At 39.5% G+C, this 12524-nt stretch carries 14 protein-coding genes; 10 read left to right on the top strand and 4 right to left on the bottom strand.

The genetic code is table 11. The annotated features are described in order from the left end of the window. Positions 1–142 precede the first annotated feature (142 nt). The 3 genes from GXP67_RS38425 to GXP67_RS31640 all read left to right on the top strand — a co-directional run bounded on the left by GXP67_RS38425 (position 143) and on the right by GXP67_RS31640 (position 1693). Positions 143–559, top strand: a complete 417-nt coding sequence (locus tag GXP67_RS38425; protein ID WP_162441319.1) for a transposase — start codon at positions 143–145, stop codon at positions 557–559. Beyond that, the gene (locus GXP67_RS31645; protein WP_162441320.1) at positions 517–1074 is read left to right on the top strand and encodes a hypothetical protein; all 558 of its coding nucleotides are present in this window, start codon (positions 517–519) and stop codon (positions 1072–1074) included. Before GXP67_RS38425 ends, GXP67_RS31645 begins: the two co-directional genes overlap by 43 nt. Positions 1075–1231: 157 nt before the next feature. Continuing rightward, on the top strand, positions 1232–1693 hold the full coding sequence (locus GXP67_RS31640) for a transposase (protein ID WP_162446821.1): 462 nt from the start codon (positions 1232–1234) through the stop codon (positions 1691–1693). A gap of 106 nt (positions 1694–1799) precedes the next feature. Here GXP67_RS31640 and GXP67_RS31635 read toward each other — a convergent pair whose 3' ends face one another. Then, entirely contained in the window at positions 1800–3494 is a 1695-nt protein-coding gene (locus GXP67_RS31635; protein WP_162446820.1) for a tail fiber domain-containing protein, read from the bottom strand. Positions 3495–3995: 501 nt separating this feature from the next. Between GXP67_RS31635 and GXP67_RS31630 the strand changes: the two genes are divergently transcribed. The 6 genes from GXP67_RS31630 (at position 3996) to GXP67_RS31605 (ending at position 9857) form a co-directional block, all read left to right on the top strand. Next, complete coding sequence (locus GXP67_RS31630; protein ID WP_162446819.1) at positions 3996–4349, top strand: Crp/Fnr family transcriptional regulator; 354 nt, start codon at positions 3996–3998, stop codon at positions 4347–4349. Positions 4350–4535: 186 nt separating this feature from the next. Next, on the top strand, positions 4536–6101 hold the full coding sequence (istA, locus tag GXP67_RS31625; RefSeq protein ID WP_162442237.1) for an IS21 family transposase: 1566 nt from the start codon (positions 4536–4538) through the stop codon (positions 6099–6101). Positions 6102–6124: 23 nt separating this feature from the next. Then, complete coding sequence (gene istB / locus GXP67_RS31620; protein WP_162446818.1) at positions 6125–6844, top strand: IS21-like element helper ATPase IstB; 720 nt, start codon at positions 6125–6127, stop codon at positions 6842–6844. A 704-nt stretch (positions 6845–7548) separates the two neighbouring features. After that, entirely contained in the window at positions 7549–7899 is a 351-nt protein-coding gene (locus GXP67_RS31615) for a hypothetical protein (RefSeq protein ID WP_162446817.1), read from the top strand. 760 nt (positions 7900–8659) lie between these two features. Further along, positions 8660–9070: a hypothetical protein gene (locus GXP67_RS31610; RefSeq protein WP_162446816.1), complete on the top strand. Its 411-nt coding sequence runs from the start codon at positions 8660–8662 to the stop codon at positions 9068–9070. 430 nt (positions 9071–9500) lie between these two features. Beyond that, positions 9501–9857 carry a nuclear transport factor 2 family protein gene (locus GXP67_RS31605; RefSeq protein ID WP_162446815.1) on the top strand — a complete coding sequence of 119 codons (357 nt, stop codon included), beginning with the start codon at positions 9501–9503 and terminating at the stop codon, positions 9855–9857. A gap of 290 nt (positions 9858–10147) precedes the next feature. Here the strand turns inward: GXP67_RS31605 and GXP67_RS31600 are convergent, their stop codons facing one another. After that, positions 10148–10402, bottom strand: coding sequence for a hypothetical protein (locus GXP67_RS31600; protein ID WP_162446814.1), 255 nt, complete (start codon positions 10400–10402; stop codon positions 10148–10150). Positions 10403–10594: 192 nt separating this feature from the next. Continuing rightward, on the bottom strand, positions 10595–10783 hold the full coding sequence (locus tag GXP67_RS31595) for a hypothetical protein (RefSeq protein WP_162446813.1): 189 nt from the start codon (positions 10781–10783) through the stop codon (positions 10595–10597). 231 nt (positions 10784–11014) lie between these two features. On the opposite strand from GXP67_RS31595, the gene GXP67_RS31590 reads away from it, so the two are divergent. Next, positions 11015–11149: a transposase gene (locus GXP67_RS31590; protein ID WP_162446812.1), complete on the top strand. Its 135-nt coding sequence runs from the start codon at positions 11015–11017 to the stop codon at positions 11147–11149. Between the two features lie 477 nt (positions 11150–11626). Here the strand turns inward: GXP67_RS31590 and GXP67_RS31585 are convergent, their stop codons facing one another. Next, positions 11627–12172, bottom strand: coding sequence for a YciE/YciF ferroxidase family protein (locus GXP67_RS31585; RefSeq protein WP_162443383.1), 546 nt, complete (start codon positions 12170–12172; stop codon positions 11627–11629). Between the last annotated feature and the right edge of the window lie 352 nt (positions 12173–12524).

The raw sequence follows: 12524 nt of genomic DNA, 5'->3' as shown, positions 1-12524 counted from the left end.
ATTTTAGATAAATGTTTGTTTGCCGCATAAGAGTAGAGAAAGTCTTTTTATTCTCTTGCTCATATATGAAGTTTCAACAAAGGGGCGTGGCTGTTGCACATCCTTAACTTTTAATTTTGGCTTATGAAGTGTAAATTCATGAATGGTAGGCAAAAGAAAATTTATCAAGGATTGCCTTTCACAGGCCATAGAGGACTATGTTCCAAAAAATAATTTCTACCGACGTTTAAAGCCGTTGTTAGACTTGACCTTCTTACACAAAGCGGTAGCCCCTTATTATGGCAAGTGTGGGCAAAAGTCAATAGATCCAGTCGTATTTTTCAAGTTACAATTGGTGGCCCATTTTGAAAACTTGTGTTCCGAGCGGGCTCTTATCAAAAAGAGTCAAATGCGACTAGATATTCTTTATTTCCTAGATTATCGGCTTGGGGAGCGTTTACCTGGACCTGAAATAAGATTTCATCTTAGGTCCGTCACAGTACTTTATCCCGTACACGGAAGCGATTACCAAGTAGTGTGTTTGAAGCTTGTTTTCAGAGGATACTCTCTAAGTGTGTAGAAGCAGGGATAGTTAGTGGGCATACACAGGTAGTAGACGCTGCTTTTGTTGAGGCAAATGCCTCATTAGATACCTTTAAGCGAAAAGCTATACTAGCATGGCAGTTACTCAAGGGAGAGGCTAAACAAATTGACACTGCTGATCTTTCAGAGTTAAAACCTCCCTTCACTGCTATGGAGAAAATAGCAAAGCCTACAAAGAAAGGAAGAAACAACACGACTCATCAAAGTCTGACAGACAATGATGCACGTATCAATCAAAAGCCTGGTAAGCCCTCTCGCCTATATTATCTGTCTAGCATGGCTGTAGATTCCTATAAACATGTAATTACGCATATAGAGGCAAATTTGGCCGATGAACGTGATTCTAAACATCTACTACCTATTGTAGACAAGCTATCATATACACTAAATCACTACGGGCTACCGATCCAATATTTACTAGCCGATGGAGGCTTTGGCTCAGGCCAGAATGGACCTGCTACGTGCCTGAGCATCGGCTCCATGCTTCTTTAGAGGCACGCCATATTAAAGGCTTCATTTCTTTACCTGGTAGTTATCATCCCAATTGACCACGGAATCGGGTCAATGAAGAGAAGGATTTAGGTATGATGCTATAAAGAATGCCTATGTATGCCGCAATGAAAAACTGCTCTACTATCATGGTATTAGAATGGAAAATGGCTTTGCCACTCATTACTACCATGCCAGAGTAAAAGAATGTGGAGTGTGTGCTTTTAAAAAGCAATGTTGTGGCAATAAAAGGCGACAAAGCCTCACTTTCAGTGTCTATCGTCACTATCATCAGCGTATGCAGCAGCGCATAGAAAGCAAAGAAGGCAAGAGAATGAAAAGACGCAGAATGGCCACGGTAGAACCTGTTTTTGGCAGTTTACTTAACTATTATGGCATGAAAAGAAGCAATGCAAAAGGCAAACAAGCCGCTCACAAAATGATGCTTATGGCCGCTTGTGCCTATAATCTGCAAAAGCTAATTACTTGCTTTAACCATCCAAGAGCCAAAGCTCAAGTCCTCCCTCTTGGGCAAGAACTTGCCCTTTATTTTATCCTTCTGTACGTTGTGCAACAGCCACCTGCCTTTGAAGTAACTAATAAGAAAAGCTGCGAACCATAATCTGCATATGTTTTCTACTTGGCTTCTGTCCGAAAAACTGGAGGCCTGACAAGGATATGTAAAATGTTCAGCCATAGTCAATTTTACACATCCGTTTTGGTTTGTACTATTTAGTTAAAACAAGCTTTTTACTTTCTAGGCTAATGCCATCTACAAAAAGTGTATATACATATGTACCGGCAGCAAACAAGCCTCCTGTAAGGGTAATTATTCCTTGTGTGCTACCTGTTAGGTCAAAACTTTTGAGTTCTTGCCCCGAAGAAGAATATACTTTGATAGAAGCACTCTTAGCCGTAAGGGGTAGTTGATAGGGAATAGAAGTGGATTGCATATAGGGATTGGGAATGTTTTGCCCTAAGCGTGCCTTCTCCTTGCCTGCTTGTGGTATATGCTTTACTATTAACTCTTTCAGGGCGGCTACCTCTTGTTTAAGGTCTTGATTTTGCTGCTGTAATGATTGTATTTGTTGCTGTTGCTCCTTTGTAGCATTGACTAATATATAAGTAAGGGCTGTAGCATCGTAATCTAAGTATTTCTCCTCAGCACCAGTAGAATCTTGATAAGAGAACTCCCCTACCATATAAGGGGCGATTTGTTGCATTTCTTGAGCAATCACACCTACATATTCTTTCTCCGTAGGCAAACCTGCTTTGCCATTATAGTGGAATGTCACCGGGCGGATCTTCTCTAAGGTGGCTAAACCTTCTGTAAAGTCTTTGATATGGTGTTTTAATCGTTTATCGGAAGCCGCCGTCCAGCTACCGCCCCCAGGTTTGGCAGCTGTGCCATTGGCATGCAGCAAATAGGAAGGCGAAGCAGTGCCTATCCCTACTTGTATAGTGGCAGTAGCGCCATTTACTCCATTGATAGAACCTAATACTAAAGCATTAGATATATTCACTCTAGCCCTGTGGCCGATTGCGGTGGCATTCGTTAAGTTATTAATGGAAGGACCTGCTAAATAACCTAAAGAGGTATTTTTATTGCCGATTGTATTCACTGATCCTGCCGAGTTTCCAAGGAAAGTATTTTCAAAACCAGCATTATTGTTTTGAGCTGTTAGTCTACCCACGAACACATTGTTTGAACCACTTATATTGTTATAACCAGCTTCTCCCCCTATGAAAGTATTTACTGAACCTGTTGTGGTTTTAAACCCGGCTTCCTTCCCAATAAAAGTATTATTGCTAGCAGTATTGCTATAACCTGCCCTATAGCCTAACATTACATTGTTAAATCCAGTGTTATTATTAAAGCCGGCCAAAGCGCCAACAAAGCTATTATAGTAACCCGAAGTGTTATAATACCCAGCCCTAAAGCCAATAATACTATTATTGTGACCTGTACTATTTTTGAGGCCTGCATCAGTACCAATAAAGTTGTTGGCGTAGCCAGTAGTGGTAGAGTAACCTGCCTGGTCACCAATAAAGTTGTTGTAATATCCAGTAGTGTTTAATATACCAGCTCTTATACCAATAAAAATGTTTTTATCACCATGAGAATTAGAGTAGCCAGCCAAAGAGCCTATAAAGATGTTATCATCACCACCAATATTATTATAGCCAGTTTGATTGCCTAGAAAGATATTGCTACTTGCATAAGTGTTAGAATATCCTGCTTGATAACCTACAAAGTTATTGCCACTCCCGGTTGAGACTCTGCCAGCATAAGCACCAAGGTGTATACTATTATATCCTTGAGAACCGGAACCTACGCCTGCATTATAGGATTGGCTATAGCTTACTGAATGCCAGCCTGTCCAACTCAAGGCTAGAAAGGAAAATAATAAAGTAATCTTCATAAGTTATTGGGATTAAAAAGATGGAGAGATTGTATGAAGTCAATTGAGATCATGTGGCTCCAAGCATCTAGTATAGAGCCAATAAGGTAGAAGTTACCTAGCAGAAAGTCAAGAGAACAGATATTAAATTGAAGGCAACTGAGATAGGCTAAAAATTCAGATAACAAAATGGATTAACCTTACAGTGTTATTCCCTCAAAAAATAGAAAGCAAGTTAAGATCGGACAGGCTAGACCGGAGTGGATAACTTGTGTTACTCGAAAGGGGGAGTTAATTTAACTCCCCCTTTCGAGTAACACATCTACAGAGGAGTTCTTGCACCCTTTGGATAATCTTTGTATATTCCTTTCAATATATACTTTGCCATGCCAGTCACACACAAGTAGGTCCGGTATCAGTTGGTTTTGGCGAATTAGCTGACAACGAAGTGCGTCATATTTTTAATTGACATCTACATAAACATAGTTCCTTTTTATTGGTATGATGATTTCCCACAGCTTGATGACCACTGGAGTTTATAGCCATACAGAGGTAAAACTATTTGAAAGTAAAATTACAGTTCGACGTGTTGCCAAAAATGACATTTTACTTAATCAAGGAGAAGTCTGTAAATCCTTTTTTTTTAGCCTAACAGGTGTTTTCTATCAGTATAAGTATACAGATGAAGGAGAAGAAAATGTACTTGATTTGCATATAGATCATGAATGGTTTTTAAATCAAGGTAGTTTTATTGCTCAAACACCATCAGATAGATTTATAAAAGCTTATAGTGAAGGTAACATCTTAGAGTTAGATATAACATGGAGAATCCGGAGCATGCTGCCCCCTTTTGAAGCCCCGGATTCCGGCAAGTAAGTAGCTAAAAAGCTGCAGATTATGTCATTCCGGCAGATATTGACCCCACTTTTGAGCAGCTATAGCTACTAATTCCGGACTCTACCAGCCCTTGCAGGAAAGATTCCGGACGATGCTGACCCCCTTCTGCTCGTAAAAGACTACAGGATTTGGTTCTTTGGTGATCACTTACCAAACAGAGCACCGATGGCTGGAAAACCAAAACCTATGAGTCAGATCAAACAACTACTGCTGCTGCATCAGCAAGGTAAAGGCATTAAGTTCATTGCCCGCAGTCTTTCCCTGAGCAAGAATACGGTCAAGGCGTATCTTGCCAAAACAGCCCTGCTGCCATTAAGCGTGGAGCAACTGCTGTCCCTAGCCGATCCGCTGCTGGAAGCAAAATACCATGCCGGTAATCCTGCCTACAAAGACACCCGCTTTGACCACTTCAAAGAAAAGCTCGACTACTTTGCCTCAGAACTCAAGCAGGTAGGTGTCAACAGAAGATTGCTGTGGGAAGAGTATAAAAAAGAGTATGCCCAAGGCTACGGCTACTCCCAGTTCTGTTTCCACCTCTCTCAGCAGTTATTGGCCCGTAAACCTACCATGGTCCTAACTCACAAAGCGGCTGAAAAACTATTTATCGATTTTGCCGGAAAAAAGCTTTCCTACATTGACAAAGACACCGGCGAAGTGATCTATTGTCAAGTGTTTGCGGCTTGTCTGCCTTATTCTGACTACAGCTTTGCCATGGCTGTTCCCAGTCAAAATATAGAAGACTTCCTGTATGCCCTCCGGTGCTGTTTAGAAGAGATCGGTGGTGTGCCAAAGGTGCTGGTACCGGATAACTTAAAGTCTGCCATTGTGAAAGCCAGTCCCTATGAACCGGATGTTAATCGTGCCATGGAAGATTTTGCTAATCATTATGGGGCAGTGGTGATTCCGGCCAGAGTGCGTAAACCACAGGACAAGGCCTTGGTAGAAAACGGGGTAAAGCTGATCTATAACAGGGTCTATGCTAAACTGCGCCATCAACAGTTCTTTGATCTTTCCTCCCTCAATAAAGCCATCAAGGAGAAAATCCGTGAACATAATCAAACCAGGATGCAAAAGAAGCCCTACTGCAGACAAGAAAAATTCTTAGCCGATGAAAAACACCTACTTGGGCCACTGCCAGACTATAGTTTTGAACTCAAGTATTACCGGGAGTTGAAAGTGGCCCAGAACAACCATATCTACCTGGCTCAGGATAAACATTACTACAGTGTACCCTACACTTACATTGGCTTGCAGGTAAAAGTGATCTACACCCGCTCGATGGTGCATATCTACAGCAAAGGCGAGCAAATAGCTTTGCATGTGAGAGATTACCGCATGGGCAGCTATACCACTATCAAAGAACACCTGTGTTCCCACCATCGGCACTACCTGGAACGTAGCCCGGAATACTACCTGAAAAAAGCCCAAAGTAAATCAGAAGAGTTCTACAAGCTTTTGGAAGGACTCTTCCAGCAGAAACGCTATCCTGAGCAGCTATACCGCACCTGTGATGGCTTGTTGCGCCTGGCAAGCAGAAGTGATGCAGATAGCTTCCGCAAAGCATGTTTGATTGCTATTGAACATGGCAATTACACCTACCGCTTTATGCGCAACCTACTGGAAAACAACATGGTGCATGACCAGGAGCAGATTATAGAACGGTCCTTGCCGGAACATACTAACATCCGGGGCAAAGAGTATTATACCCAATTTTTATCCACCCTCAACTAATCTACTCCTAACTAACAAAACAGATGATGCAAATCCAATCCCAACTCAGTCAGTTGCAACTCCACGGAATGAGTCGCAGCTGGCAGGCACTGCTAGAGACAAGAAAATGCCATGAACTCTCCTTGAGCGAGGGACTCGAACTACTGCTGCAGGCAGAAGAAAATGAGCGAAAGGAACGAAAGTTCCGCCGCTTGCAGCGCAATGCTTTTTTCCGCTACCAGGCTTCTATAGAAGAATTGCAGCCGGGTAGCGCACGTGGCTTAGATAAATCCCTGCTCAACAGGCTGGCCACAGGAGAGTACTTAATCAAAGGGGAGTCCATCCTGATTAGCGGTGCTACTGGAGCAGGCAAAAGTTTTTTAGCTTCTGCTTTAGGACACCAGGCCTGTGCACAGGGATATTCAGTAGCTTATTTTAATGTAGCTAAACTGCTGCTGAAAACAAAGATGGCCCGGGTAGATGGCAGCTTAATCAAGTTCTTTGAGAAGCTATCCAAAACCCGCTTACTGATTTTGGATGACTTTGGCTTAACCCCTTTAGAAGCAGGACAGCGATTAGACCTGATGGAGATGATCGAAGACCGCCATGCCCGTGCCTCTACCATTATTGCTTCTCAACTACCGATCAGCAGCTGGTATGAAGTAATTGGGGAAGCAACTATTGCCGATGCCATCCTCGACCGGCTGCTGCATACCTCTTACCGAATAGAGTTGAAAGGTGAAAGTTTAAGAAAAAAACACTAACATTGTCAGACCATCGGGTTCTTTGAACCACTTCCTTTTTGGTGTGTCAGTATCGCTAAAGGGGGTCAACATCACCGGAATATCCAATAACATCTATACACGAGCTGATTGGTGAATCTGCTGCTTTCCTGCAATTGGGGAAAATATTGCAGCAAGCAACGGCACAAGCTTATTTTTTTGATAATCGTTTGACACCTACTCAAAAATATCAATACATCTTGGATAACAGAGCAGCATTGATCCAACACTTTCCTCTTAAATGGATTGCTTCCTATCTAAAAATTACCCCTGAAACAATGAGTAGAGTCAGAGAAAGTTTTGCGAAAGGAAAAATCAATTCTTGATTGCAATCAAGCGATAAAAGCCTTGCTAAGCATTAGGTTTGTATTATACTATAAGAGCAAAAAAATGATACATACAGCTAAGTCCATTAGACCTTTTATGGTAGATAAAAACCTTGAGCTGTTACAAAAGTTTTACCACGACTTAGTTTTCAAGAAAGTATTTTGACTGATAAGATGTCTTATAAGGAATAACAAATTATTTTTTCCACTCAACTCTTTATTTAGAGTGGTGTTCCAGATATTTCATTTCAAAGTCTGCTCAAGCCTATAATTAGGGTTACCGGAAAGAATAATCCACTACTGATTCGAACATCAACGATTCATTAAAATGAAAATCTTCTTATAGACCTAATATGTACAATGAAAAAGTTACCTATTCCTATTCTTGTTGTTTCCATATTGTTTATTCTGGCAGGCAGTATTGGATTTACCTATCATGTTAAAGAATTCTACCAGCCGGATGTGCAAGTTTCCCAATTACTTTGGGTTCTGTTTCTGCGAATTTTAGCTATAGTTTGTGGTAGCTTTCTACTTTTGAGAATGAGTCAGGCAAGATGGCTAGCCATTGCCTGGCTGGTTTACCATGTTTATATAGGTGCGCTCAATTCAACTTCCCAAATGATCGCCCATATTATAGTTTTAGTCATAGTTACTATTTTGCTATTTTTGCCCATATCTACAGCATTCTTTCAAAAGAAAAATAATCAATAGAAATAGTTAGGATAAAACCAGAGTAAACTTCATTTACGGGTTAAAAGCTTTACTGATAAAATATAATGCGTTCAGGAACCAAAGAGAATCTTTAAGATAAGAGCAGTCAAATTAATTCCCCCTTTTAGTTTTCTATTATGTGTACAATAAAAGAAAATAGCTAGCTAATAAAACAGGTCTGGGAGTACCCAAACCTGTTTTTTCAGACAAAGGTGTAAAAGTGTTATCCATTTTCCCGGTCAAAATACGAGTAAGCGCCCACAGCACCTATGAGTAAAGTGGCAAATGTAGCGATTATTAAAACAGCTCCTTCTAAAAATTCCATAATGGTAGATGGTTTAGTTAAACATAGATTGTATATATAGTAACGGTATAAATCGAAGGAAAAGTTTTCCTTTTTTGATGTTTTTAAAATTAATTTTTTACTCAAAAAAATGGATAGGAAGAAACTTTTTATAATTTCCTTTTCAGTTCAGACAATTTCAGATAGTAGGTCTGCACAAATTCTTATTGGCAGGATTTCATTCTCGATTAGCTAACGTAAAGTTTTAATCAAACAACTTTGAGTTCAATAAGAAAAGGATGGTTAAATTAACTGCCTCTTTGTTATTACTCCATTCTATCACTTCTTCTTTATAGTTGTACATGCATTGTCTACTCAATATCGCTTTTAAATAGGCCTTACCTCTCAAGCGGGGTTACAGGGAAATGTTCCAGCAGTATATAAGGTATGCTTGTATGTGAATACGGGTGAGATCCTATGGAAACGATTGCAGTCGATCAAAACAGGAGTGAACTTATTTCGAGTCTAGAATTACTCTCCTATAGGGCAGCTAGATTACTCGAGGAGAGCAATAACCGTATTTTTTACAGTGATTATTATACCTTTTATACTGGCTATACTCACTATTTGGCTTCTTTAAAGTGGCAGGATGAGCAGCTAAAAAGGCTCATTGACAGCTTTCCTGTCCTTACTAAGCCGGTCTTTACCAGCAATCCCATTGGGGTGGTTATTCCTGTTTTGCTCGTAGCGATTTATCCAGTCAATTTAATCTACTTACCTATCTATTATCTGGGCATCGCTGGAACCTACGGATGGGTCAAGTATCGCAATGATAAGCGATTAAGAGAAATCCTTCAAATCAGCCAGCAAGTACTCTTAAGGTTATAGGCCTAAATATTATCCTGAAGGGCTTTTTAACAGGATCTACTATTTTATACTTCATTATAACCTCCTGTCTAGTAAACAGCCTTGACAAGAACCTCTCCCTAAGATTCCTTCGAATCATAAAAGAATAACTAGGATTGAATAGCTACTAAAAGAAAGGGAGCTTACAGTCTCCCGAAAGATAGATGCTGTTTATTGTTTGCATTCAAGAAATGAGGGTTGGCAAAACTGTCTGCTCCCTGTTTTTAGGAAAACTCATATGCAGAAAACTCTACTTATTAAGACACAATCTGATTAACACAACCAGTTACCCGAAAGGGGAAGTTAATTTAACTACCCCCTTTCTTTTTACTTAAATTGTAGTGTTTATATCTTGATATGATTGCCTTATTTTTAGGATGCCATTAAAAGACCATCAACAAAACAGATACACATGATCGAAAATAACAAAGCAATACTAGAAAGAGCAAATACAGCCATCATGGGAGGTGATCATGAAGGATTTCTGTCATTGTGCACAGAGGACACGGAATGGGTATTTGTCGGCGACAGGATTCTTCGAGGCAAGCAAGCCGTTCGAGAGTGGATGGCAACCACTTATGTGGAGCCGCCAAGGTTCATGGTAGAAAACCTAATCGCTGAGGGTGATTTTGTAACTGCACTCGGCAAAATCAGTCTGAAGGATGAAGCGGGGAAAACAGCTGATTACTCCTACTGTGATGTCTGGCGTTTTCGTGAAGGTAAGATGGCTCAATTACGGGCTTTCGTGATAAAAGTGAATAAAAGTTAATCTAGCATGCTAAAAAGAGAATGGCGGATAGATGAACAAAAATTATTGACTATATCAAAATTTTATAGTTACCCAAAAAGGGCAAATATTGAAACTGCTGTATTAATTTTGTTTAAGAATAAATCCACTACTTTTTTCTTTGTTACCGCTGTACGAAAAGCAGGGAGCCTAACATAAAATAATTATCCTCTTTCTTGATACTCAAAAAGATTTAAAAGAACCTAATTGTATGGTTGTATCTGACATAAAAATTATCAACCTATTTAAAGAGAAGCCCCTGAAAAAGCTTGTTACTCTATTTTGCTAATTTTCTCCTCTACCATAGCAATCATTTGCTTACAGACGGCAACAATATCTCTATTATCCAGATTCTGTTGCATCATTTCAAGCAGGTATATTCTTATTCCCTGCATAGAGTCTTTGGATTTAGATTTAAGAATAAGGGCAAAGTTTCTTAACCCTATAGTCAAGGATTGTTGCAGCTTCAAGTTTCTCTCCTGCTTAAAATATTGCTGGATTAAATCTATATGGTTTTTTGCACTCATAACCTACCTCTATCATATTCAAATATACGATATAGAGGTTTTACCAGATTTGATAGACTATGAAATCCTAAAAAATATGAAAGTAGAAAAGGGATGAGGAGTAAACAAAAGAAGGATGCAGTGCACCCTCCCTTTGCCAAATGTATATCAATGTATGCTTATACGCAACAAGCAGCGGAATCAATAAAAAAATTAGGTGTATGAGCCGGTCTGCTTAGTGAGCTGTTTGATTTGGGTATGTAGCCCTTCTAATTCACTATCTAAGTTCTCCTTTTCTGAGATCTTATCAGCGAGTGCATTGTAGCGTAATTTTAAATTGATCACTGCTTGCGAATCAGAAGCTATGATCTTTAGAATGGGGAAGGTAGTTACTTTTTTCATGGTGGTTTTTAAGGTTAGGCTATGCGTATATAACCTGTCAATCAATACTTTAGTTTAGAAAAAAATAAAAAAGTAACAGCCTTATACAGTAGAATATTTATAAACATAAACGCCTAAAGAACTGCGCATTACGAACTCTATTCCAGGGTATTTGATCATATCTATAATGCTAAACAAGGGTCTCCTGAACCTGCTACCTTTAAGTGTAGAGTAAGTTAAGCCTTAGCTGTTATGAATAAACAAAGAAGACAATTTGATAAAGAGTTCAAACTAATGGCTGTTGAGTTATATCGATCAGGAAAATCTACCTCTACAGTAGCAGAAGAATTAGGTATGCGCCTTGGGCCTTGTACAGTTATAGGTTGACAAAATAGCTCTTAAATTAAGTGCTGAAAATGAGAGGGAAAAAGGGGGAGAAAAATGCTAGGTTAGAAGGAATAGGTTGTATTCTTTCCCCTCTCGCCCATATCCTAACGTTTCAACAAAAGGGGCATAGACTGATCTGTGCCCCTTTTTTATCTGGTTGAATTCAATGCTGGTTAATGTGGACCACAAGGCTTGACCTTGGATCCACTATCTACCGCTAAGCAGATGTTATTTGTACGTAATTTGCCTGCATGTGGGTTACACTTGAGAAAAAATAGAATATTAACCTCAAATGGGCGGTTTCATTAACTTCCCTTTCTGTATTACTTTAAACTAGTCTTATCTATTGGGAGGAGGTCATTGTTATTTTCCTCTTTAAATTTTTAGTATAACTCAGCTAGCTAGAAAATAATGAAGCATATTTTGCTGGTTAGAATTCTAATCAGTAAAATATGCTTCATTACATGCAAAAAGTAATTATATTTTCTCCTTTTTGGCTTTCTGATTGACAGAGCCTTCAGCAATTTGAGTCAGCAAGGAATCTGTATCCTTCTCTTCCTGCAGGGTTTGTTCCAGTAGCCCGGCTGCTTGTTTGAATCCCAGTACACCGGCTAATGTTTTTAAGGTTCCATAAGAAGCAATCTCATAATGTTCTACTTTCTGAGCACAGGAAATTAAAGCAACATCCCGGGTTAAGGTGCCTTCCTTTGTGTCTTCAATCATTTCCAGGGCTTCTTTTACTAGTCCATTCATAGCTTCACACTTCTTGGCAGAGGCTTCTTCCCCGATGGATTCAAAGACTTGTTCCAACCTGGTAACTTGCTCTTTTGTCTGAGCCAGATGTGTTTCAAAGGCTTTTAACAAAGGTGCAGAGGTAGTTGCTTTAGCTAATGTGGGCATATTTTTGACCAGGTGACTTTCTGCCCAGTAAATATCTTTGAGTTCTTCGATGAAAAGTTCTTTCAAAGCACTTTCCTCGGAAGAATCACTTTGAGCGGCGGCCGCTGATTTAGTAGTTGACATAGTGGTTTGTTATAGGTTAAGTGTAGATATACGCTTGATGGGAACAATGGTTTGAATAATTAAGCTGTAATCTATTGTACTCTTTCATTAATGATAGATGGAATGGGAGTAAAAATTTATATCAATTGTGGCCTTACTCCAAAGGCTGATTAATTTAATTCCCCCTTTCTTTTTACTTAAGAAGATCAGGATATTAAATCTGCACACTTTTTACACTCCATTTTTAAGTGGGAACTCATCTTATTTCTATTGGTTTAGTTTGAAACCTTTAGGATGAGAAACATTGAACTTCTAACATTCCGGGCATAAAAGACTCATATAAACCACTGTTAACCCTGATAATTGCTACTTC

Origin of the sequence: Rhodocytophaga rosea (genome assembly GCF_010119975.1) — a bacterium.
In the GTDB taxonomy this organism is placed as follows: Bacteria; Bacteroidota; Bacteroidia; order Cytophagales; family 172606-1; genus Rhodocytophaga; species Rhodocytophaga rosea.
Note: the sequence above shows the minus strand (reverse complement) of the source record. Positions and strands in the feature narration are given on the sequence as shown.